The following is a 21,667-nucleotide window of genomic DNA, read 5'->3' on the forward strand; positions in this document are numbered from 1 at the left end:
ATCAGGTATGCCGAAGCCGGCTGAGCTTGTCGAGGTCATTGAGCGTGTCGAACTGACACCGTGACCTCGACAAGCTCGGGCTCCTCCCATCATGGTCCTTGAGCGTGACGAACTGACACCGTGACCGCGACAAGCTCGGGCGTCTTTGTGGCTCGGCCAGCTGGGGGAACAAGCTCGGCCATCTCCCCTCAAGGTCATTGAGCGTGTCGAACTGACACCGTGACCTCGACAAGCTCGGCCACCTCCCCTCAAGGTCATTGAGCGTGTCGAACTGACACCGTGACCTCGACAAGCTCGGCCGTCTGAGGGGCTCGGCCACCTTGGGGAACACGCTCGGCCATCTCCCCTCGAGGTCATTGAGCCTGTCGAACTGACACCGTGACCTCGACATGCTCGGCCACCTCCCCTCAAGGTCATTGAGCGTGTCGAACTGACACCGTGACCTCGACAAGCTCGGCCGTCTTAGTGGCTCGGCCACCTTGGGGAACAAGCTCGGCCATCTCCCCTCGAGGTCATTGAGCCTGTCGAAATGACACCGTGACCTCGACAAGCTCGGTCGCCTTGGTGGCTCGGCCGGCTCAGTGCAGTGGCCGGTGCGGGTCGGTGACGTTGATCAGCAGGTCGAGCACGGTCGGGTCGTATTCGTAGCCGATGCCGAGAGTCAGCCGCTCGATCGCTTCCTCCCGCAGCGCACCGTCACCGCGGGTCAGGTCCTCGAATGCGTTGCAGACCTTGATTATCCGCGCACTCATGGGGACAGCCTCGCCATACTCCTGCACCTCCCGGAATTGCACCACCTGCGCCGCGATGATGTCGGCGACACCGTCCAGAACCTCGGTGCGCCGCACGATGCGCGAACCCTCGTCGGCGATCCCCCGCTGATCGGCCGGCGCCACGTCGATGGTCGCACCGCCAGGAATCGGCGCGTCGAGCGACACCTGCCCGATGTCGTGCAGCCGGGCCGCGTCCTCCAGCTCGTCGAGCTCGCGATCGTTCATGTGCAGCTCGGTGCCGATCCGCCGGGCCAGGCTCGCAACTCGTGCCGAGTGCCCGTCCGGCGTGTAACCAGCGATGTCGGTCAGCTGGGACAACGCAGCGATCGTCTGCCGACGCGTGTCGGTCACCGAAGACTGCTGCTGCAGCGCAAAACGCAACAGCACCAACGGTGCTGACATCAGCGGTATGGCGAGCACACCCAGCGCCGACGTGCCCAGCGCGATCGCGATGGCAGTCGAGACCACTGCCGCATTGAGCGTCGACTGGAGCAGCGCGACCTCCGCGAACTCCGCCCGGAAGGTCCTCCCCTGCCGGTGCAGGTAGACCGAGGTGAGCAGCAGCACGATCCCCGCGACGATGCCGGCCACAGCCATGGCGGCGGCGGATCGCCAGCGATGCTGCCCCCATTCGCCATACATGTCGAGTGCCGAGACACCGTTGAAGAACGGCAGATCGCGATAGAGCACCGCCGCGATGAAGATGGCGAGCAGCGCGCCGAGGCGCTCCTTCGGCGCGGGCCGGATGCCGAAGAGGCGCCAGCTGAGCAGTCCGCCGGCTACGCGCCCGACGACGACGGTGACGATGACCTGCCAGGTGGAGTCCGGCGCGCGACCACTGCCCTCGAAAGGTTGCGGACCGGCGAGCGCGACGCTCAGCGCGACCGCCGTGGCGACAGGGGTCGCCACGCGACCGCCGAGCAGCGACAGGTGCAACAGTGACGCGCACGCGATCGCCAACGCGAAACACACCAGCACCAGCACGCTCGTCCCGGTCTGCAGCTCCTCCTGCAACACGGCCGCACCCAGGCAGACCAGGACGAGCACCACAGACCACGCCGTGACCGCTGCGGTCCGATTGCGCGTCATGGCCGGCTCCGATCGGCGATGAGCAGGTCGGACACTTCGGGCAGATCGTGGTCCAGCCAGCGCTCGTCCACCGCTTGCTCGGTGCCGACGACCTCGCCCGGCTCGTGTCCGCTGTGGTCCGCCTGCGCGATCGTGGCCGCGGCGGACGAGACCTTGCCCATGGCCTCGACACACTCTGGGTCGAACTGCACGCTGGACCGCTCGCGCAGCTGCTCCATCGCCCGCTCCTCGCCGACTCGCGGCACCAGCGCACAGAACGCGTCCACGACCGCCAGTGCCCTGGCCAGTTGCGGGATCTGCGGTCCGGCAAGCCCGTCGGGGTAGCCGCGGCCGTCCCACCGCTCGTGATGGTGGCGTATGGCGGTGATCGAGTCTGCGAGGAACTCGATGGATCGCAGCATCTCGACGCCCCGAGTGGGGTGCCGGCGGATGCGCTCGAGATTGTCCGCGCGGGTGTCGGCGTTGTTGCGATGCCGACCCTCGATCGGCGCAACCATGCCGACGTCGTGCAACAACGCCGCGAAGTGCAACGCATCCGCTTCGGCCGGAGACAAGCGCAACTGATTGCCCAGGAGCTCACTGACCTTGGCGACGCGCTCGATGCGACCCTTCATGATCGGATCGCGCGCCTCGCCAGCAGCGACCAGACTGGCAACGGTGCGCTCGTGCGCGACGGCCTCAGCGTGTTGCTGGGCGTAGGACCACTGCGCGAAGACCAGCGGGACGAACATCACCAGCACGGTGGCCGGCCCCAGGCCCACCGGGTCCCAGAGGACGGCGAACAGCAGACCGACGATGCCGTATCCGAGGTAGGTGCGTCCGACCTGGCGGACGATCCGGCGCCAGTTGATCAACCACGGAGCGCCGCCCGTCACGGAGATCATCAGGCTCACGCACCCGGTGTTGACCAAGAGCATGATCACGGTCGCTCCCGCGAGCGGGAGCAGCTGGCGGGCGACGATGCCCAGCGGGTCGAAGGTCGCGTCGGCGTGCACGATCCCGCCGAGCCCGAGGTAGACGAACCCGCCAACGACACCGACAAGTCCGGTCATCGCGACATTGAATACACGCACGACCAGCGACCGCTTCTGCAGCGGATCGACCGCGGAGACAAAGCCGACAATCCCAGCCCCGAGCGGGCCGGTGAGCGGGATCGCCGCACCCAGCAGGATGGACGTCAACGAGACGCTCGCGCTCGGCGTCGCGAGTCGCGTCGACTGCGCTGCAGACGCGAGCAGGGAGAGCACCGCGAGGATGACCACTGCAGACACGGAAAGGTCCTGCGCTGACGAAATCAGCACAGAACCAGACAGTGAGACCGCGAATACGAGCGAGATCGCGAGGACTGCTCGCCACGCACGTGTCATATGTATTTGGCTCGCGGCGTCCCACCGGTCGCCACGACGTCACCTCCGCCTAGACGGGGAAAGCCTTTCGTCAGTTGTCTGGGTCCCACTTAACAGTGTTGGTCGACATGCCGCCACCGTTGCCGGCCAGCGCCGTCAGCAACGCGAGCAATGAAGCCTGATCCATGTCCAGATCCTTTCCGCGCGCTCAGCAGGGGGAGAGCACGCAGATCTCAGCACAGCCGTCCAGGGTGGCGACCGTGGTCCATCCGGTCTGATCATCCCATACTGTGACCTGAATCTCGCAAGCCGAGACGGATGGGAACCCCGGTTCTTGACCAATTTTTTACTTTTCAGGTGTGTGAGATGATGGGCGCGCCGCCGTTGCGGCATACCCATTCAGCTTCCGCTCGATCGAGGAGTCACCATGAGCAAGCGCGCCCGCAAGCGCCGCAGCCGCAAGGGCAAGGCCGCCAACCACGGCAAGAAGCCCAACGCCTGAGCAGTGCGCACCGGCCGACCCGTCGGCCCGACTGCCCGACCTGTCGGCGCACCCCGCACACCGAAACGGCCCGGCCCCACGCGAGAAGCGTGGGCCGGGCCGTTCGTCGTCATACGGCAGGCGTGGGTCAGCCTTCCTGGATGCGCACCTGGGTCACTTGGGTCACCTGTGTCTGGTTGACCCGCACCGACGTGATGCGCTGCAGGATCTGCGTGCGCAGTGTGTCCGGGGCGTGCTCGCAGGCGCAGGAGCGCTGGACGAGCGCTTTGAGGATGCGGTCGAGCTCGTATTCGTCCAGGCACGGCGGGCACTCGTCGAGGTGGGCCTGCAGTCGCGCGCGACCAGCGTCATCGAGCTCGCCGTCGATGAGTTCGTAGATCTGCGACAGGTAGTCGCCACATTCGTCGCCCATCAGGAAGATGCCCCTTCCTTGATAAATCCACGCTCGAGGGCATAGTCGGTCAGCAGCTCTCGCAACTGCCGGCGGCCACGGTGCAGCCGCGACATCACCGTGCCGATGGGCGTGTCCATGATTTCGGCGATCTCCTTGTAGGAGAAGCCTTCGACGTCCGCCAGGTAGACGGCCATCCGGAAATCCTCGGGCACCTCCTGCAGCGCACGCTTGACGTCACTGTCGGGCAGGTGGTCCAACGCCTCGGTCTCGGCCGAGCGCAGGCCGCGCGAGGTGTGCGCCTCGGCACGAGCGAGCTGGTAGTCCTCGATGTCGGAGGCATCGGACTGCTGCGGCTGCCGCTGCTTCTTGCGGTAGGTGTTGATGTAGCTGTTGGTCAGGATGCGGTAGAGCCAGGCCTTGAGGTTGGTGCCGGGCTTGTACTGGTGGAAGGCCGAGAACGCCTTCGCGAACGTCTCCTGCACCAGGTCCTCGGCATCGGCCGGGTTGCGCGTGGTGCGCAGCGCCGCGCTGTAGAGCTGGTCCAGGTAGGGCATGGCATCACGCTCGAACCGCGCGAGACGGTCCGCCTCGGACTCGCTCGCCACGTCGAGGGTGGGATCCTCAGCGGAGTTCGGCTGCGCAGCGCTGCCTTCTTCGGTGGTCATCGACGTCAAGCCTAGTCCTCCGGTCGGCTTGTGGACGGACCCCGATGTGGCGCCGACGAGGGTCGAGCCGCTCGCAGAGCCCGAGGACTCCGAGAGCATCAATGGCGCGTGCAACAAAGTGCACTCCTCACTACAGAGACGATGCCTGGACTGAGGTGTTCAACGACGGCACCTCCGGTGGCATTCCCGTATGCCGCCCGGTATGCCGTCCCGACGGACCGTCCGACAGGCGGACAGCCACATCGGACGAGCGCCGTAGGACGAGGCGAGAAGGTAAAGCAGACGTAAAGCCCGAAAAAAGCCGCGGTATAGCCGAATCGACGCGTCGGACACGCGGACGATCGACCATCTGACTCGCAGATCCGCGCCATCACAGGGATCTCGCACTGTTGACGGCTGTAGTGACGGACACTAAGTTTCGCCAGGTGACCTTTTACATCGTGGCGGCGCTCGGCGTCATTTACGCAGCGTCACTGTGTTGTGTGGGCACACTTCTCATTCGAGTCCTCTGGCGGGAGCGCAGCGAACCTCTTGCCCGCCTCAGCACGGTCGCCTCGGCGCGCGGATCAGCGCAGTCGTCCCGATCGATCGAGCGCTCGGCCGGCACCGACTCGCACCCGGCGACCCGCACCGCCTGAGCCGCGCTCGGACCGCTCACTTTGGGGTGTGCTGCAGCGTCCGCCGTCAGAACTCCGCGCGCAGCGCCGGCAGCACATCCTCGCTGAACTGCTGCAGGAAACGCCGCTGGTCATTGCCCGGCGCATGCACCACCAGGTGGGTGAAGCCGAGGTCGACATAAGGACGCACACCGTCGATCACCGTCTGCGCGTCGGAGGCGACGATCCAGCGGGAGGCGATCTGCTCGATCGGCAGCGCGTCCGCCGCACGCTCCATCTCGATCGGGTCGTCGATGCTGTGTTTCTGCTCCGGCGTCAGCGCGAGCGGTGCCCAGAAACGGGTGTTCTCCAGGGCGCGCTGCGGGTCACGGTCGTAGGAGATCTTGACCTCGAGCAGCCGCTCCACAGCACCGGATTCGCGCTTGCCGAGCCGCTCGCCCTCCTGCATCGCCGGGACCAGCTTGTCGGCATACAACTCCATGCCCTTGCCCGAGGTGACGATCACGCCGTCGCCCATCCGGCCGGCATACTTCGCGACGGTGGGACCGCCGGCCGCGACGTAGACCGGGATCGGCTGCTCCGGCCGGTCGTAGAGATGCGCGTCGACCGTGCGGTAGTAGTCGCCCTCGAAGGTCACCCGGTCCTGGGTCCACAACCGGCGCATCAGCCGGACCGACTCGCGCAACCGGGCGAACCGCTCCTTGAACTCCGGCCAGCCCTGCTGCCCGACCGCGATCTCGTTGAGGGCCTCCCCCGTCCCGACGCCGAGGATGACCCGGCCCGGATAGAGACAGCCCAAGGTCGCGAAGGTCTGCGCGAGCACGGCCGGGTTGTAGCGGAAGGTCGGTGTCAGGACCGACGTGCCGAGCGTGATGCGCTCGGTGCGGGCGCCGGACGCAGCGAGCCAGGTCAGCGCGTGCGGCGCGTGGCCGCCCTCATGGCGCCAAGGCTGGAAGTGATCGGACGCGAACACGCTGTCCAGCCCGGCGCGTTCGGCCTCGACGGCCAGGTCGACGAGTTCACGGGGCGCGAATTGCTCTGCGGATGCTTTGTATCCGATCGTCAGGCTCATACGACCACGCTACTCGGCCTCTTGATCTCGATACGGTCCCCCGCTGTGCTCCTCCCCTACTCGATCAGCGAGGTGAGCCACGCGCGGGCGGCGGCCAGCGTCTGGTCACGACCGCGGGCCAGACTGTGGTCGCCGGGGACCCCGGTGATCGTCGGGGCGTCACCGAGCGCGGCGCGCACGTCAGCCGGACGGCCGAACGGATCCCGCTCCCCTTGTATGACGGCAAGCGGCAACCCCGCATCCAGCACGGCCTGCGCCTCGAACGCGCGCGAGCGATCCGGGTTGTTCGGCGGGTGCAGCGGGAAGGACAGCGCCAGCACGGCGTCGGCACCGACCTCCGACGCGGTCCGGCAGGCAACGCGAGCGCCCGCCGAACGACCGCCGACGACCAGCGGGCGAGGCAGCGCCCACCGGCCACGGGTGAGGCTTGCCAGGATCGGAATCCACGCAGCATCAAGGGTTTTCGGCGGGGTCGCGACCTTCTTGCCGGCCACCCGCCAGGGCTGCTCGACGCGGACGTAGGTCCAGCCGTCGTCGACCAGTGCGCGCAGCGCGACGAGGTCGGCGGCGTCGATGCCGCCCCCTGCGCCGTGGCTGAGGACGACGCTGCCTCGGGGGCCGGGCTTCGATACGCCCTCACTGGTCGCTGGTTTCGATACGCTCCCCCGCTTCGCTCCTCCGCTACTCAACCAGCTTGTAGGAGGGCGCTCGATGTGGACGCGGCCGGGGCCGCGAGGTGTCTCGATCAGTCGGGATCGGATCGTCATCGCAATGCCTTTCCTCGGGGTTAGAGCACCTCGCCGGTCATCGGGTCGATGACGCCTTCCAGATCGGCCGCCGGAGCCGGCTCCAACAGCGACGGCCCGTTGTTGCGGCTGGACCCGACCGCCCGGCCCACCGGCCAGGCCTCGAACCTGCCGAGCGCCCGAGGCTCCAGCAACGCACGCACGTCATCCGGCTCGGTCAGCGTCGGGTCCATCCAGCTGGCCCACTGGTCGCGGTCGAGCACGACCGGTTGGCGGTCGTGGATGCGATCCATGCCGGCCTCGGCAGCTGTCGTGACGATGGTGTAGCTGACCACCCACGCGTTGGGATCGTCATCTCCCGCAGAGCGATCCCGCCAGAACTCGTAAACCCCTGCGAATGCACACTTTTCGCCATCCCCACGGCGAACGAAGAACGGCTGCTTGCGCGGCTTGCCCTTGCGATCCGTCGCTGTCGGCGACGCCTGCCATTCGTACCAACCGTCCGCCGGCACGAGGCACCGCCGGGCCAGCGCGGCGTTGCGATAGGCGCCCTTGTCGAGCAGAGTCTCCGAGCGCGCGTTGATCATCCGCAGCCCGATCTTGGGGTCCTTGGCCCAGCTCGGGACCAGACCCCAAGTCAGCATCCGCAACTGTCGCAACGGTGTCGCGTCCGGCTCATCGCGCGGCGCGCGGGTCAGCACCACGGGTGCTTGTTTGGAGGGCGCCATGTTCCAGTCCGGGGCGCCGACCGGCGGATCCTGCGGGTTGACCAGCAACGACCGGCTGCGTTCGTCGGAGCGGTCCTGCTCGATGTCGAAGTCCTGCAAGAGGTCGTCAGGCGCGAAGCTCGCGGCATACCGGCCACACATGGGGCCAGCCTACGTGCCCGAGCCGACGACGACAGCCAAGTACTGGACCCCACGATGACATTTCATTTAGGCATGGCTAACCTAACTCCACGATCCGCCCCACTGTCACCGGAAGGCCCCGATGAACACCACCGCTCGCCGCCGCACGATGCTGCTCGCCGCTCTGCTCACCGTCCCGCTGACGCTCACCGCATGCGGCTCCGGCTCCACCGCGACCTCGGCCGCACCGGCCTCCGGCTCGGCGCCGGGCGGCGGAGCCGACTCCGCCTTCCCGCGCACCGTGCAGGCCACCCACGGCAAGGTCACCATCAAGTCCGCTCCACAGCGTGTGGTCGTGTTGGGCGGACAGCCGGCCGAGGCAGTGCTGGCACTCGGGGTGACACCGGTGGCGATAGACACCTACGGCGCGCCATACACCCCATGGCTCAAGGGCAAGACGCGCGGCGCCAAGCACCAGACGCTCAGCGACTCCAAGTCGGTCAAGATCGAGGCCGTCGCCGCAAACCGCCCGGACCTGATCATCGTGTCCAACTGGCTGATGCGACTGCCCGGCGTGGCCAACAAGCTGCAGAACCTGGCGCCCACCGTCGACGTCGCCGGCTCCGCGGTGAACCCCGATTGGGACAAGGTGATCACCTCGACCGCCGACGCGCTCGGCAAGCCGAAGCAGGGCAGCAAGCTGATCGCCGGGCTGAAGAAGCAGATGTCCGCCGTGAGCAAGGACGTGCCGAAGGGCTCGACCTACAACTGGGTGCGGTATGACGCCAACGGCTGGGGATTCGGCAACGGCTCACTGCTGGACTCCTTCGGCCTGCAGCCGGCCAAGGGTCAGGACAACACCAACCGGAAGGTTCTGTCGACCGAGCGCACCCGGGAGCTGATCGGCGACTCGGTCTTCGTCTGGGCATATGGCAAGTCGGCCGCCGACGTGCAGCAAGCGCCCGGCGTGCGTCAGCTGCCGGCGAGCAAGAACGGCACGCTGCAGGTCGTGGACCAGGACTTCGCGACGGCCCTGAACAGCCCTGGCGTCTATTCGATCCCGTGGCTCATCGACGAGATCACGCCGACACTGGACAAGCTGAGCAAGTCGGCTGGGAAGTAGCGTCGGCGCCCGGTGCGGGCTGCGATGTCGGCAACGCTCGGTAATCTTGGCCCGATGAGCGCAGAACCTCCGAGTCCCACCACCACCGCGACGATCGTTTCGGGAGACTGGGCAGCCCCGTCCGTCGACCGCGCGGTGGACGCCGTCGTGCCCGTCCCCGGCAGCAAATCGCTGACCAACCGATTCCTCGTGCTTGCAGCACTCGCACAGGACACCTCACGATTGACCAACCCACTGCGGTCACGCGACAGCACGCTGATGTGCGAGGCGCTGCAGGCGCTCGGCGCCCGGATCGACAGCCGCAGCGACGACACCGAGTGGATCGTCGAGCCCGCGCCGTTGCGCGGCCCGGCGTTCATCGACTGCGGCCTGGCCGGCACCGTGATGCGTTTCCTGCCCCCGGTCGCCGCGCTCGCCGAGGGCCGGGTGGACTTCGACGGTGACCCTGCCGCGCGGGTGCGCCCGCTCGGCCCCGTGCTGGAGGCGCTGCGATCCCTGGGCGTGGCCGTCGACGGTGACGGGCTGCCCTTCGCCCTGACCGGCACCGGCCGCGTCGCCGGTGGCACCGTGCACATCGACGCGTCCGGTTCGTCGCAGTTCGTCAGCGCGTTGCTGCTCGCGGGCGCTCGGTATGACGACGGCATCACCGTCATCCACGACGGCAAGCAGGTCCCGTCCCTCCCCCACATCGCAATGACCGTCGAGGTGCTGCGCGACGCCGGCGTGATGGTCGACGACGGCGACGCCAACCGCTGGCGTGTCGAGCCCTCCCAGATCCACGCACTCGACGTCGAGGTCGAGCCCGACCTGTCCAACGCCCTGCCGTTCCTCGCAGCGGCGCTGCTCACCGGCGGTCAGGTCACCGTGCCGGGCTGGCCGCACTTCACCACCCAGGCGGGCGACCATGCTCGCGACATCCTGGAGCAGTTCGGCGCCGACGTCGAGCTGACCCGCGACGGCCTCACCGTCCGCGGCACCGGCAGCATCCATGCGGTCGACCTCGACCTGCACGAAGCCAGCGAGCTGTCCCCCGTCGTCGCTGCCGTCGCCGCCTTCGCCGACGGGCCGAGCCACCTGCGCGGCATCGGGCACATCCGCGGCCACGAGACCGACCGGCTGGCCGCGCTGGCCACCGAGCTCGGTCGCCTCGGATCCGACGTCGAGGAGACCGAGGACGGACTCGTCATACGCCCGAAACCACTGCAGGGCAACACTTTCCACACCTACGGCGACCACCGCATGGTGATGGCTGCAGCCGTGCTCGGCCTGCGCGTGCCCGGCCTCGTCGTGCAGGACGCCGGCACCGTCGCCAAGACGATGCCGGACTTCACCGCCCGCTGGACCCGCATGATCGGAGACTGACCCGTGGCCAACCGCGGACGTCGTGACTACGACGAGTCCGACGTCCGCGTGCGCCCGGGCAAGCGCGGCAGCCGGCCGCGCACCAAGGAGCGTCCCAAGCACGAGGACGCCCGCATCGGTCAGGTCACCACGGTCGACCGCGGCCGCTGGACCTGCCTGGTCGACGGCCACGAGGTCGTCGCGATGCGAGCCCGCGAGCTCGGCCGCACCAGCACCGTCGTCGGCGACCGGGTCGCCCTCGTCGGCGACACATCCGGCGACCCCGGCACGCTCGCGCGCATCGTCCGCGTCGAGCCGCGCACCAGCGTGCTGCGCCGGACCGCGGACGACACCGACCCCTACGAGCGCGTCATCGTCGCCAACGCAGACCAGCTCGCGATCGTCACCGCACTGGCCGACCCCGAGCCGCGCCCGCGGATGGTCGATCGGTGCCTGGTCGCGGCATACGACGCCGGCATGTCGCCACTGCTCATCCTCACCAAGTCCGACCTCGCCGACCCGGAGGAGTTCCTCGCCGGGTATGCCGGGCTCGACGTGCCGCACGTGGTGACCTCGACGGTCCCGGCCGGTACCGAGCCCGAGATCGAGGGCCTGGCGGAAGTGCAGGCGGCGCTGGAGGGCCGGATCACCGTGTTGGTCGGCCACTCCGGCGTCGGCAAGTCCACCCTGGTCAACGCGCTCGTGCCCGGTGTCGGCCGCACCATCGGGCATGTCAACGCGGTCACCGGCCGCGGGCGGCATACCTCCACCTCGGCGATCGCACTGCCGCTGCCCGGCAATGGCGACGACGACGGCGACCAGCACGACAGCGGCTGGGTCATCGACACCCCCGGCGTGCGTTCCTTCGGGCTGGCCCACATCGAGCCCGACCACATCATCCACGCGTTCCCCGATCTCGCCGACGGCATCGCCGACTGCCCACGCGGCTGCAGCCACGACGAGCCGGAGTGCGCGCTGGACGCATGGGTCGCCGACGGTCACGCAGGCACCTCCGGCGTCACCCGGCTGGCGTCGTTGCGCCGGCTGCTGCGCACCCGCAGCGGCGACACCGACACCGACACGTCGGACACCGACGCAGCCACCACCGACGCGTCCGGCGACCCGCCCCAGAGCGTCATACCCGACGGCGACATACCCCACAGCGAGTAGCCCCGTGCGCCTGGAGACCGAAGCGATCAACCGGCAACTGCTCGCGTTCGCGGAGATCAAGTCCGCGCCGGGCAGATGGAAGTTCGCGCTGCACGTGCTGACGATCGTGATCGTCGCGGTCACCGTCATCAGCGTGCTGCTGGGTCCGAGCATGGGCCTGATCGGCATCACCGGCGCCTTCCTCGGCTTCATCGCGCAGTCCCGGCCGATCCGCTCCCGCCTGGTGATCCTGGGCTGCCTCAACGCCACCTACATCGCCTGGGTCGCCGTCGGCGCCCTGGTCGGCAGCGAACCGGTGCTGCTGACCATCCTGCTGAGCCTCATCGCCCTGGTCACCGTGCTCGGCTACAACACCCTGGTCGGCGAACCTCCCGGTGCGATGTTCCTCATCCTGGGCCCGGCGATCGCGTCCTACCTGCCCACCGTCGGCGTGCCGGCCGGCAAGGTGATCCTCGTCTGCGCGATCGGGTGCGTCAGCGCCTCGGCCACCTCGTTGCTGCTGCAACTGCTCACCCAGCACCAGCACGCCGAGCAGGACGCGATCGACACCGCCGAGGACGCCGTCCGTGCCTACCTCGACGCCGACCGGAGCATCATCCCGCGCCACGAGTTGGCCCGACTGCGCGACCAGGCATTCGCTTCGGTCTTCGGCGCGTCGATGATCCTGGAGGACGCCGTCGGCCGAGAGCCGCGGCTGCACCGCTGGCGCCGGATGAACACCACCTTGCGACGGCTGCACCTGGCGATCATCCAGCAAGTGGTGCGAGTGCACCTGCCCGGCCGCGAAGTCGTCGTCAGCGGCGTCGAGCACCGTCGCTACCTGGGTCGCCCGGACGCGTCATACCTGCTGCGCTGGGGGCTGTCACGCTCCTCGCTGCCCTGGCTGGCCGCACGCCGTATGGCGGCAGCGGTGCTGATCGCCTGCGTGATCTCCTACGGCTTGCACCTGGACCATCCCTACTGGGCCGCAATGACCGCCGCGCTGGTGATGTCCGTGACCGCCGACCGGCTCGCCCTGACCCACCGGGCGCTGCACCGCCTGGCCGGGACCGCCGCCGGGATCCTGCTGTTCTTCGGCATCCACGCGACGAGACCGACCGGCCTGGTGCTGCTCGTGATTGCGCTGGTGCTGATCTTCTTCATCCAGATGCTGGCCGTCCGCAACTACGCGCTGGCCGTGATCTTCGTGACACCCATGGCGCTGCTGATCAGCACCGCCGGCAGTCCCTATCTGCCGGTCGGCGACATCGTCGGCGAACGCCTACTGCAAACGCTCATCGGCGCCGCGGCATCCGTCGCCGTCATCTGGGTCGCCGGCCGGCGAGCACCGATCGCGCTGGTCCGACGGCAATACCGCCGCTCGCTGCGGGCACTGGAACGCCTCCTACTGCTCATCGCCGACGGCGAGCAGAGCACCGCCCGCGGGTACGCCGCCCGCCGCGACCTCGCCTACGAACAGTTGCAATCCGGCCGAATCCTGCAGCTCGCACAGACCGACCTGCCCGACGCCCTCGCCGACTGGAGCCTGCTCGAGACGTCGATGAACGAGGCGTCATACGTCGTGCTCGCCGCGTGCTGGACGGCCGACCCGCCGCACGCGATCGACGCCGAGCGGATGGCCGGTGTGCTGACCCGGATGATCGCCGCGCTGCCGCCGGTCGGCACCAAGATGGTCGACGCCAGGGTCATCGCCGGCGGCCTGCAACGCATGCTGGACATCGGAAAGCAGCCTGCGCCGGAGCAGTGACGATTTCCGGGACGTGCCGGTCCCGACTTGCACCGCACCTGGGTGGCGGCGTCATACTCAGGTTCTGTGAGTGCCGAACTCTTCATTCTGATCCTGCTGGTGATCACCGCCGTGGGATTCGACTTCACCAACGGCTTCCACGACACCGGCAACGCGATGGCCACCTCGATCGCCACCGGTGCACTGAAGCCCAAGACCGCCGTCGCACTCTCGGCGATCCTCAATCTCGTCGGCGGCTTCCTGTCCGTGGAGGTCGCAGTCACCGTCACCACGTCCGTGCTGAAGATCCAGGACGACGCGGGCGGACTGATCCCCGGCATCGACGCACAGGAAGCGATGTTCATCATCTTCGCCGGGCTCATCGGCGGCATCCTGTGGAACCTGTTGACCTGGCTACTCGGCCTGCCCAGCAGCTCCTCGCACGCGCTCTTCGGCGGACTCATCGGCGCCGGCCTGGCCGCGATCGGCACCAGCGGCATCAACTGGGACGGCCTGGTCGTCAAGGTGATCATCCCGGCGCTGCTGTCGCCGCTCATCGCCGGAGGCGTTGCAGCCGTCGGCACCGCCGGTGTCTACGTGCTCAGCCGCAAGGTCAGCAAGGACAAGCAGGACCGCGGCTTCCGCTGGGGTCAGGTCGCGACCGCCTCACTGGTCTCGCTGGCGCATGGCACCGGTGACGCGCAGAAGACCATGGGGGTCATCGCGCTGGCCCTCATCGCACACGGCTCGCTGTCCGACGCGCAGATCGAGGAGCACGGCCTGCCGGTGTGGATCATCGTCGTGTGTGCGGGAGCGATCGCGCTCGGCACCTACATCGGCGGCTGGCGCATCATCCGCACCCTCGGCAAGGGCCTGGTCGAGATCGAGGGCCCGCAGGGTATGGCGGCGCAGGCGTCCGCAGCCGCGATCATCCTCACCTCCAGCAACCTGGGTATGGCGCTGTCCACCACCCACGTCGCGACCGGCTCGATCATCGGTAGCGGCGTCGGCAAGCCCGGCTCGACCGTGCGCTGGTCGGTCGCTGGGCGCATGGCGGCCGGCTGGATCATCACCCTGCCGTGTGCGGCCATCGGTGGCGCGGTGAGCTTCTTCATCGGGCATCTCATCGGCGGCGCGGCAGGAGCCAGCGTCATCTTCCTGGTGTTGGTCGCCCTGGCGGCCTACATCTACTACCGGGCGCAGCAGCAGAAGGTCGGCGCGGACAACGTCAACGCGGACTGGGACGACTCCCAGGGCCCGGAGTCGCAGGAGAAGGACGGCAAGGACGGTAAACCCGGCAAGCGCGGCAAGAAGTCGAAGGTACCGACCGCCTGACCGGCGGCCAGGCAAAGGGGAATAGGGCATCGAATGAACATCGACTGGACGAGCATCGTGGACGGCACCGTCAAGGTGCTGGTCGTGGGCCTGCTCTTCGGAGCCGGACTGCCGCTGCTGTTCACTGTCGGCATGCGGCTGTGGGACGTCGGCGACGAGCACGAGCAGGCCGACGGATCCGTCGCCGCCGGCAACGTGGTCGCGCGCTGGGCGGCATACGCCATCTTCGCGGTGGTGACCGCGGCGATCGCTGTCGGCGTTCTCTACATCACGCACAAGAGCATCGACCACTACCTCGGGATCGAGCTGTTCTGATGGCTACTCAACTGTTGACCTCCGTCGTGGACTGGCTGCGCAAGGGCTACCCCGAAGGCATCCCGCCCAAGGACTTCCCGCCGCTGCTGGCGCTGCTGCAGCGCACCCTGGCGCCGGAGGAGGTGCAGGCGGCGTGTGCGCAACTCATCGCCGACAACCCCGACGGGGAGATCTCGGCCGCGACCGTCGCCGACGCGGTGGAGCAGCTGAAGTCCGCGCCGCCCAGCGAGGACGAGGTGCAGGCCGTCGCCACCCGTCTGCAGGCCGTCGGCTGGCCGGCCAGCATGCCGCAGGACGAGGACGACGACGAGGAGGAGGACGACAGCCCCGAGCGGTTCAACTTCTTCGTCCGCATCCTCGACTGGCTGCGGGCCGGTTATCCCGAAGGCGTGCCGCCGACCGACCTGCCGCCGTTGTTCGCGCTGCTGCAGCGCCGGCTCACCAAGAAGGAGATCAAGAAGGTCGCCAAGGAGCTCATCGCGACCAACAAGGTCCCCGGCGAGCCCAAGACGCCGATCTCCGAGGAGGAGGCGCAGGAGCTGATGCAGCAGGTCGCCGGCGTCGTGCCGATCGAGGCCGACATCGACCGCGTGCGCAAGCGGCTGGCGAAGAAGGGCTGGCCACTGGTCTGAGCGTCGACCACCGCCAGGCAGCGTCGGGCCGATAGGTTCGGGGGCATGCCGACGTATGACGACGACCTCCGCCTCGCCCACGTGCTCGCGGACGCGGTGGAGCCGACGAGCACCTCACGCTTCCGGGCCGAGGACCTGCACGTCACCGCCAAGCCCGACCTGACCCCGGTGACCGACGCCGACATCGCGGTCGAGGAGATCCTGCGTGGCCAGTTGAAGCGCGCCCGCCCGCGGGACGCGGTGCAGGGCGAGGAGCAGGGCACCGAGGGCAGCGGGCCGCGGCGGTGGATCGTCGATCCGATCGACGGCACCAAGAATTTCGTCCGCGGTGTCCCGGTGTGGGCGACGCTGATCGCGCTGGTCGAGGACGACCTGCCGGTGGTCGGGCTCGTCGCGGCGCCCGCGCTCGGCCGTCGCTGGTGGGCCGGTCTCGGCACCGGGGCATGGACCGGACGGTCCTTATCGGGCGCGAAACACATTGGTGTGTCTGGTGTTTCGAAGATTTCTGATGCGTCGACCTCCGTCGCCGGTTGGCGCACCTGGGACGAGCTCGGTCGGCGTGATGCCCTCGTCGAGCTGATGGACGACGTATGGCGGGTGCGCAGCTACGGCGACTTCTGGGCGCACATGCTGGTGGCCGAGGGAGCGATCGATTTCGCGCCGGAGCCGGAGCTCGCCATACACGACATGGCGGCGCTGGCGCCGATCGTGACCGAGGCCGGTGGGCGCTTCACCGGGCTGGACGGCAAGGACGGCCCGTGGAGCGGGAATGCGTTGTCCAGCAACGGAATCCTGCACGACGAGGTGCTGCGCCGGATCGGTGGATGATCTCCACCGCCGAGTGACGCACTTACCGGTGAGTGACGCATTTGCAACTGCGTCACTCACCGGTAACTGCGTCAATGGGCGGTCGGGTCAGCCGCGTTCGGCCAGGTCTACGACCGTGATCTTGCCGCCGTCCACCTCCAGCTGCGCCGGGATCGACGACGCGGAGCTGCCGCCGAGGTCCGGCTGCAGGCTGCGCAGCCGCGGCGCGATCAGCGGCGACTCACCGGCCCGCACCTGATCCGGGTAGACCTTGGTGACACCGCCACCCGGCTGGAAGGTCGTCTGCAGCATCCAGGCGGGCAGCGCGACCCAGGACTTGCCGGTGTCGATGGTTGCTGGTGCCTGCACGATCGTGGTGGCGTCGAGCTGCACGGTGCACAGCGGCGAGCCTCCCTTCGGGGACCAAACCGACAGTGCCACAGTCGAATACGGCGCATCCTCCTCCGGCAGCGACGCCTTGATCCGCGCCTTGTAGCTGCCCTTCGACAGCTTGTCCGGACAGGTGGTGACGGACTTGGTCGCCTGCTTCGGCGGCTGGACCGTCCACGACTTGAACGCGTTGTCCTTGGCGTTGACGAACTTGCCCGACTTCCACTGCCAGTCGTTGATCAGCGGGTATGCCGACGCGCCGGCGTTGGCCGTGAACGGGTTGCCGATCGTCGTGCGCAGCTTGCCGCCGGTGAATCGCGCGTCCCGCCAGATGCCGGGCGTGGTGTTGTCCGTCGCCGGCTTGCCGGTCGGGGCCAACCCGCCGTCCTTCGGCGCGACGGTCCCCCAATTGCCGTCGGCCGTCGCCGTGAACGCGATGTCGTTGCCCGAGCTGTCACCGGTGAAGGGACCGTCCGCCAGGTATGCCGCGTGCTGCATCCCCGGCAGGATCGTGCTGGCCACCTTGACCTGCGCATCGTGCTGGCCGGGCAACGTCGGGTAGCGGCTGCTGCCGATCTTGTGCCAGCCGTGTCCGCTGGTGCGCCAGAACCAGATGTTCCCCTTGCCGTCCCAGCTCGCGGCCTCCCACACCCCGGAGGACACCTGCACCATCGCCGAGCGCGAGGTGTCGCCGGTCGCCCGCTCCAGGTCCGCCTCCCGGGCCGTCTGCGAATACTGTGCAGGGCGAGTGCTCTTCGACGCCCCCGGTTCGCCCGGTTTGGCATCCTTCCCGTCCTTCTCCCCGTTCGAGTCATCGGCCGCGCCGACGCCGGCTGCGCCACCGTCGGGCGTCTCCCCTGCACCCGACGTCGGCGCCGCGTGATTGCTGCTGGTGGATCCGTCCCCCGTGCTCGGCCCGGCAGTGCTGTCCCCGTTGGCCTGGCATCCGGCGAGCAGCGTCGCACTGCCTGCGATCGCCACCACGACCAGGGTGTTGAGTTTGGTGCGCTTCACGATGGCCCCCTTCGTCGTATGCATTGTCATACGTGCCGTCATCCGCAACGGACACCTCGTGTGCCCGGCGGCCCGACCGCGTCGGCCGGATATGAACTACGACGTGCCGGGTCGTCGATGGGTTGCCCCGAAACGACCAGACGGGCGGAGTTACGACCGGGTCGTAGAGAGGTCCTACATCGGCATACTCCTTCGATTTCGAAACTCTGCGTGGCACACTGAAAGGGCATCGACATACGCGAAGGAGCCCCCAAATGACCATGACCGCACCGGACATCACCCAACGCCGCGAGCTGCGCACGCCGATCCCCGGCCCGCGCTCGCAGGAGTTGGCCGCACGTCGCAGCTCGGTCGTCGCGGCCGGCGTCTCCTCCACGATGCCGGTGTATGCCGCCCGCGCACACGGCGGCGTGATCGAGGACGTCGACGGCAACACGCTGATCGACCTCGGCTCGGGGATCGCGGTCACCACGGTCGGCAGCTCCGACCCGCGGGTCGTCGCGAACGTGCAGCAGCAGGTCGCCGACATCACCCACACCTGCTTCATGATCAGCCCCTACGAGGGGTATGTCGCTGTCGCCGAGAAGCTCGCCGAGCTGACCCCTGGCGACCACGCCAAGAAGTCGGCCCTGTTCAACTCCGGCGCGGAGGCCGTCGAGAACGCCGTGAAGATCGCGCGCTACGCCACCGATCGGCAGGCCGTCGTCGCGGTCGACCACGCCTACCACGGGCGCACGAACCTGACGATGGCGCTGACCGCGAAAGCGATGCCCTACAAGAAGGGTTTCGGCCCCTTCGCGTCGGACGTCTACCGGGTGCCCACGTCATACCCCTTCCGTGACCCGGAGGGTATGACGGGCGAAGAAGCCGCACAGCGCGCAATCACCATGGCGGAGAAGGCAGTTGGCGCCGACCAGATCGCGGCGTTCATCATGGAGCCGATCCAGGGCGAGGGCGGATTCATCGTCCCGGCGCCGGGCTTCCTGGCTGCGATGGCGAAGTGGTGCACCGACAACGGGATCGTCTTCATCGCCGACGAGGTGCAGAGCGGATTCGCCCGCACCGGTGAGTGGTTCGCGGTCGATCACGAAGGTGTCGTGCCCGACCTGGTCACCACCGCCAAGGGCATCGCAGGCGGTCTGCCGCTGTCCGCAGTCACCGGTCGCGCAGAGCTGATGGACGCGGTGCACCCCGGTGGGCTCGGCGGCACGTATGGCGGCAACCCCGTCGCCTGCGCCGCAGCACTGGGTGCGATCGAGACGATGGAGGCCGACGGGCTGCTGGATCGCGCGAAGCACATCGAGGAGCTGGCGACGTCCGCGCTGCGCGCCATACAGACGAAAACCCCTGCCATCGGTGAGATTCGGGGCCGCGGCGGCATGCTTGCGATCGAGATCGTCAAGCCCGGCACGAAGGAGCCGGACGCTGCGCTGACCGCAGCCGTCGCCAAACGCTGCCACGAGCAGGGCGTCGTCATCCTCACCTGCGGCACCTTCGGCAACGTCATCCGACTGCTCCCGCCGCTGGTGATCAGCGACGAACTGCTGACCGAGGGTCTGCAGGTTCTCGGCGACGCCTTCGCCGCCGAGACCGCCTGACAGTCCCGTGAGGTGGTCGAGGAGCGCGTGAGGGACGAGCGCGCGTCTCGAGGCCCCGGCCCCCTTCTGACCGAAAGGCTCACATAACCGCCGAGAGGCTCAGATAAGCGCGCTCCAGAAGCCGATTTTTCTGAGCCTCTCGATACGTTTCTGAGCCTCTCGGCATATCAGGTGACGGCGACGTCGCGGGCGGTCGGCATATCTGCGCTCGAAGTGAGCGACTCCTCGGGCGGGCGCTTGCTGAACTCACGGAAACTCTTGCGCACCAACGGCATCAGCGTGATCACGAAGTATGCCGCCCCGACCGCCATGGTGGCGGCACGCCAGCCGACGAGTGCGGACAGGACGCCGCCGACGAGACCGCCGAAGGGGATCAGCGACCAGCACAGCGAGGTCTTCAGCGCGCTCACCCGCCCGACGAGTCCTCGAGGAATGCGCTCAAAGGTGATCGCACCCAGGATCGGGTTGATGAAGCCGGAGAGGAAGCCCGCGACCGCGAGCACCGTCACCAGCGACCACAACGGGACGTCGAAGGCGAAGACCGCGAAGCGCGGCAGGCCTGCGACAAGGAAGCCGAGGACGTAGATCGGCAGCCGCGGCAGCCGCTCCCCGATTGCGGCCGCCGTGAGCGCACCCAGGATGGACGGCCCGGCGAGTGCCGCGAGCACCAGGCCGACAGCGCCGGCACCGCGACCCGTGTCGTGCGCCCAGACCGGCAGCAGCACCGCCGACCACGCCTGATCCAGCACGTTGGTGAGCGCCACCATCACCGTGATCCCGACCAGCACCGAGTCGCTGCGCAGGAAGCGCCAACCCTCCGCCAGCTGTTCCTTGTATGGCGAGATCGGCTCGTCATCCGAATCAGTCGCTCCTGCAACAGGTTTGACGCGCGGCACGCCATACGAGATGCAGGTTGCCGCAACCGCGAAGGTGACCGCGTTGACCAGCAACGCCTGCGGTGCGCCGAGCACCGCAACGACCGCACCTGCAGCGGCCGCACCGACGGTGCCGCCGAGTCGCTCGATCGCGCCCATCACGCCGGTGATCCGCTCCAGCGGGACGGCACCCTGCTCGGCAACGAGAGGCACCATCGCGGACTTCGCGCCGTCCGACGGACCACGCACCACGCCCATCAGTGCCGAGATCGGCACCAACAACGCCAGGTGCAATATGCCGCACCAGTGCAGCATCGGGATCAGTCCGACAATCAGCACACTGCACGAATCCGATGTCACTGCAACGACTTTCGCGCCCACTCGGTCCACGATGGGACCACCGAGCGCCTTCGCCACGACATACGGCAGCATCTCCGCGAAGCCGACGACACCGGTCCAGACGGCCGACCCGGTCATCGTGAGCACCAACCACGGCACCGCGATCTGGGACAGTCGTGTGCCGGAGATCGAGAATGCCTCGGCGACGGCCAGCGACGCGAAAGGCTTGCGGCTGCTCATGATTCAGTCCTCGCCGGCTGAGTCGTCACGGTCGCGAGCACACCCGGGCGCGGGAAGGTGTGGAACTGGAAGACGACCGGCGCCGCATCCTCGGGCGCCTGCTCGGTATCGCGGGAGGTCTCCGCAACCTCCTGCAGCACCTCGTGCACGGCGTTCTTGACCCGCCGCACCTGTTGCGGCGTGAGGTAGACGTTGTAGTCGCTGGCACCGACCACATCGGCCCAGTCCTTCGGCAGTTCGGCGAGCTCTGCGGCAGCCTGCTCGATCTGCACAGCCGCCTGGTGCGCGACGACACCGTGGTACGCGCCCAGCACCGCGCGCTCTTCGACGTCGTCGGCCGCGGCCGGCTCGGTCATCGTGGCCTCGTGCGCTGCCTTCCACCAGCGGTCGCGCTTCGTGCCGCGTGTGGTGTCCTCCTCGATCAGCCCCGCACGCGCCAACTGCCGCAGGTGGTAGCTGGTCGCGCCGGAGTTGAGGCCGAGCTGCAGCGCCAGGGACGACGCGGTGGCCGGCCCGTCCGTGCGCAGTCGACCGAGCATCGTCAGGCGCACCGGATGCGCCATCGCCTTCAGCTGGTCCAGATCCGGCCGCACCCGGTTGATCTCGTGTCGCTCGCCTGTCGCCATACGACGAAGCTACACCGCAAAGACCTCTTTGCAAACAATTATTTGCAATCCCCCTGACCGAACGGACACGACAGCACTCAGCGG

21 protein-coding genes are annotated in these 21,667 nt (G+C 68.2%); 11 read left to right on the forward strand and 10 right to left on the reverse strand.

What is annotated here, in order from left to right; all coding sequences use genetic code 11:
• Window positions 1-578: 578 nt before the first annotated feature.
• Window positions 579-1,862, reverse strand: a complete 1,284-nt coding sequence (locus tag ACSZL9_RS06335) for an HD-GYP domain-containing protein (protein WP_446664618.1) — start codon at window positions 1,860-1,862, stop codon at window positions 579-581.
• Window positions 1,859-3,133 carry an HD-GYP domain-containing protein gene (locus tag ACSZL9_RS06340; RefSeq protein ID WP_446664619.1) on the reverse strand — a complete coding sequence of 425 codons (1,275 nt, stop codon included), beginning with the start codon at window positions 3,131-3,133 and terminating at the stop codon, window positions 1,859-1,861. The genes ACSZL9_RS06335 and ACSZL9_RS06340 overlap by 4 nt, the downstream gene beginning before the upstream one ends.
• 502 nt (window positions 3,134-3,635) lie before the next feature.
• On the opposite strand from ACSZL9_RS06340, the gene ACSZL9_RS06345 reads away from it, so the two are divergent.
• A complete protein-coding gene (locus ACSZL9_RS06345) occupies window positions 3,636-3,710 on the forward strand; it encodes a 50S ribosomal protein bL37 (RefSeq protein WP_370670776.1) in 75 nt (24 codons plus the stop codon).
• A 127-nt stretch (window positions 3,711-3,837) separates the two neighbouring features.
• On the opposite strand, the gene rsrA is transcribed toward ACSZL9_RS06345, so the two are convergent.
• Window positions 3,838-4,122 (reverse strand): mycothiol system anti-sigma-R factor, encoded by a 285-nt coding sequence (rsrA, locus tag ACSZL9_RS06350; protein WP_446664620.1) that lies wholly within the window; start codon window positions 4,120-4,122, stop codon window positions 3,838-3,840.
• Window positions 4,122-4,769 (reverse strand): sigma-70 family RNA polymerase sigma factor, encoded by a 648-nt coding sequence (locus ACSZL9_RS06355; RefSeq protein ID WP_446664621.1) that lies wholly within the window; start codon window positions 4,767-4,769, stop codon window positions 4,122-4,124. Before ACSZL9_RS06355 ends, rsrA begins: the two co-directional genes overlap by 1 nt.
• 425 nt (window positions 4,770-5,194) lie before the next feature.
• Here ACSZL9_RS06355 and ACSZL9_RS06360 point away from each other — a divergent pair, with 425 nt between their 5' ends.
• Entirely contained in the window at window positions 5,195-5,407 is a 213-nt protein-coding gene (locus tag ACSZL9_RS06360) for a hypothetical protein (protein WP_446664622.1), read from the forward strand.
• A gap of 46 nt (window positions 5,408-5,453) precedes the next feature.
• On the opposite strand, the gene fgd is transcribed toward ACSZL9_RS06360, so the two are convergent.
• The 3 genes from fgd to ACSZL9_RS06375 all read right to left on the reverse strand — a co-directional run bounded on the left by fgd (window position 5,454) and on the right by ACSZL9_RS06375 (window position 8,073).
• Window positions 5,454-6,458 carry a glucose-6-phosphate dehydrogenase (coenzyme-F420) gene (gene fgd, locus ACSZL9_RS06365; RefSeq protein ID WP_446664623.1) on the reverse strand — a complete coding sequence of 335 codons (1,005 nt, stop codon included), beginning with the start codon at window positions 6,456-6,458 and terminating at the stop codon, window positions 5,454-5,456.
• Between the two features lie 56 nt (window positions 6,459-6,514).
• Window positions 6,515-7,147, reverse strand: a complete 633-nt coding sequence (locus ACSZL9_RS06370; RefSeq protein WP_446664624.1) for an alpha/beta hydrolase family protein — start codon at window positions 7,145-7,147, stop codon at window positions 6,515-6,517.
• A 98-nt stretch (window positions 7,148-7,245) separates the two neighbouring features.
• Window positions 7,246-8,073 carry an SOS response-associated peptidase gene (locus ACSZL9_RS06375; RefSeq protein ID WP_446664625.1) on the reverse strand — a complete coding sequence of 276 codons (828 nt, stop codon included), beginning with the start codon at window positions 8,071-8,073 and terminating at the stop codon, window positions 7,246-7,248.
• Window positions 8,074-8,194: 121 nt separating this feature from the next.
• Between ACSZL9_RS06375 and ACSZL9_RS06380 the strand changes: the two genes are divergently transcribed.
• From ACSZL9_RS06380 to ACSZL9_RS06415, 8 genes are all read left to right on the forward strand, one after another.
• On the forward strand, window positions 8,195-9,175 hold the full coding sequence (locus tag ACSZL9_RS06380; protein ID WP_446664626.1) for an ABC transporter substrate-binding protein: 981 nt from the start codon (window positions 8,195-8,197) through the stop codon (window positions 9,173-9,175).
• Between the two features lie 54 nt (window positions 9,176-9,229).
• On the forward strand, window positions 9,230-10,537 hold the full coding sequence (aroA, locus tag ACSZL9_RS06385; protein ID WP_446664627.1) for a 3-phosphoshikimate 1-carboxyvinyltransferase: 1,308 nt from the start codon (window positions 9,230-9,232) through the stop codon (window positions 10,535-10,537).
• 3 nt (window positions 10,538-10,540) lie between these two features.
• Window positions 10,541-11,686, forward strand: coding sequence for a ribosome small subunit-dependent GTPase A (gene rsgA, locus ACSZL9_RS06390; RefSeq protein WP_446664628.1), 1,146 nt, complete (start codon window positions 10,541-10,543; stop codon window positions 11,684-11,686).
• Between the two features lie 4 nt (window positions 11,687-11,690).
• Entirely contained in the window at window positions 11,691-13,433 is a 1,743-nt protein-coding gene (locus ACSZL9_RS06395; RefSeq protein ID WP_446664629.1) for an FUSC family protein, read from the forward strand.
• Window positions 13,434-13,499: 66 nt separating this feature from the next.
• Window positions 13,500-14,747 (forward strand): anion permease, encoded by a 1,248-nt coding sequence (locus ACSZL9_RS06400; protein ID WP_446664630.1) that lies wholly within the window; start codon window positions 13,500-13,502, stop codon window positions 14,745-14,747.
• A 33-nt stretch (window positions 14,748-14,780) separates the two neighbouring features.
• The gene (locus ACSZL9_RS06405; protein ID WP_446664631.1) at window positions 14,781-15,062 is read left to right on the forward strand and encodes a hypothetical protein; all 282 of its coding nucleotides are present in this window, start codon (window positions 14,781-14,783) and stop codon (window positions 15,060-15,062) included.
• The gene (locus tag ACSZL9_RS06410; RefSeq protein ID WP_446664632.1) at window positions 15,062-15,694 is read left to right on the forward strand and encodes a DUF3349 domain-containing protein; all 633 of its coding nucleotides are present in this window, start codon (window positions 15,062-15,064) and stop codon (window positions 15,692-15,694) included. The genes ACSZL9_RS06405 and ACSZL9_RS06410 overlap by 1 nt, the downstream gene beginning before the upstream one ends.
• Window positions 15,695-15,739: 45 nt before the next feature.
• Complete coding sequence (locus ACSZL9_RS06415) at window positions 15,740-16,522, forward strand: inositol monophosphatase family protein (RefSeq protein ID WP_446664633.1); 783 nt, start codon at window positions 15,740-15,742, stop codon at window positions 16,520-16,522.
• 87 nt (window positions 16,523-16,609) lie between these two features.
• On the opposite strand, the gene ACSZL9_RS06420 is transcribed toward ACSZL9_RS06415, so the two are convergent.
• Window positions 16,610-17,905: a hypothetical protein gene (locus ACSZL9_RS06420; protein ID WP_446664634.1), complete on the reverse strand. Its 1,296-nt coding sequence runs from the start codon at window positions 17,903-17,905 to the stop codon at window positions 16,610-16,612.
• A 254-nt stretch (window positions 17,906-18,159) separates the two neighbouring features.
• Between ACSZL9_RS06420 and gabT the strand changes: the two genes are divergently transcribed.
• Window positions 18,160-19,503, forward strand: a complete 1,344-nt coding sequence (gene gabT, locus ACSZL9_RS06425) for a 4-aminobutyrate--2-oxoglutarate transaminase (protein WP_446664635.1) — start codon at window positions 18,160-18,162, stop codon at window positions 19,501-19,503.
• A 167-nt stretch (window positions 19,504-19,670) separates the two neighbouring features.
• On the opposite strand, the gene ACSZL9_RS06430 is transcribed toward gabT, so the two are convergent.
• The gene (locus tag ACSZL9_RS06430) at window positions 19,671-20,957 is read right to left on the reverse strand and encodes an MFS transporter (protein WP_446664636.1); all 1,287 of its coding nucleotides are present in this window, start codon (window positions 20,955-20,957) and stop codon (window positions 19,671-19,673) included.
• A complete protein-coding gene (locus ACSZL9_RS06435; RefSeq protein WP_446664637.1) occupies window positions 20,954-21,583 on the reverse strand; it encodes an ArsR/SmtB family transcription factor in 630 nt (209 codons plus the stop codon). Before ACSZL9_RS06435 ends, ACSZL9_RS06430 begins: the two co-directional genes overlap by 4 nt.
• Window positions 21,584-21,667: the final 84 nt, after the last annotated feature.

The sequence above is a fragment of the Flexivirga sp. B27 genome (assembly GCF_052905685.1).

Excerpts from the sequence above, each read along its gene's own strand:
- aroA (WP_446664627.1), top strand. The coding sequence starts at position 9,230 with ATGAGCGCAGAACCTCCGAGTCCCACCACCACCGCGACGATCGTTTCG.
- rsrA (WP_446664620.1), bottom strand. The coding sequence starts at position 4,122 with ATGGGCGACGAATGTGGCGACTACCTGTCGCAGATCTACGAACTCATC.
- ACSZL9_RS06405 (WP_446664631.1), top strand. The coding sequence starts at position 14,781 with ATGAACATCGACTGGACGAGCATCGTGGACGGCACCGTCAAGGTGCTG.
- ACSZL9_RS06375 (WP_446664625.1), bottom strand. The coding sequence starts at position 8,073 with ATGTGTGGCCGGTATGCCGCGAGCTTCGCGCCTGACGACCTCTTGCAG.
- ACSZL9_RS06410 (WP_446664632.1), top strand. The coding sequence starts at position 15,062 with ATGGCTACTCAACTGTTGACCTCCGTCGTGGACTGGCTGCGCAAGGGC.
- gabT (WP_446664635.1), top strand. The coding sequence starts at position 18,160 with ATGACCATGACCGCACCGGACATCACCCAACGCCGCGAGCTGCGCACG.
- ACSZL9_RS06430 (WP_446664636.1), bottom strand. The coding sequence starts at position 20,957 with ATGAGCAGCCGCAAGCCTTTCGCGTCGCTGGCCGTCGCCGAGGCATTC.
- ACSZL9_RS06355 (WP_446664621.1), bottom strand. The coding sequence starts at position 4,769 with ATGACCACCGAAGAAGGCAGCGCTGCGCAGCCGAACTCCGCTGAGGAT.
- ACSZL9_RS06435 (WP_446664637.1), bottom strand. The coding sequence starts at position 21,583 with ATGGCGACAGGCGAGCGACACGAGATCAACCGGGTGCGGCCGGATCTG.
- ACSZL9_RS06380 (WP_446664626.1), top strand. The coding sequence starts at position 8,195 with ATGAACACCACCGCTCGCCGCCGCACGATGCTGCTCGCCGCTCTGCTC.
- fgd (WP_446664623.1), bottom strand. The coding sequence starts at position 6,458 with ATGAGCCTGACGATCGGATACAAAGCATCCGCAGAGCAATTCGCGCCC.
- ACSZL9_RS06415 (WP_446664633.1), top strand. The coding sequence starts at position 15,740 with ATGCCGACGTATGACGACGACCTCCGCCTCGCCCACGTGCTCGCGGAC.
- ACSZL9_RS06335 (WP_446664618.1), bottom strand. The coding sequence starts at position 1,862 with ATGACGCGCAATCGGACCGCAGCGGTCACGGCGTGGTCTGTGGTGCTC.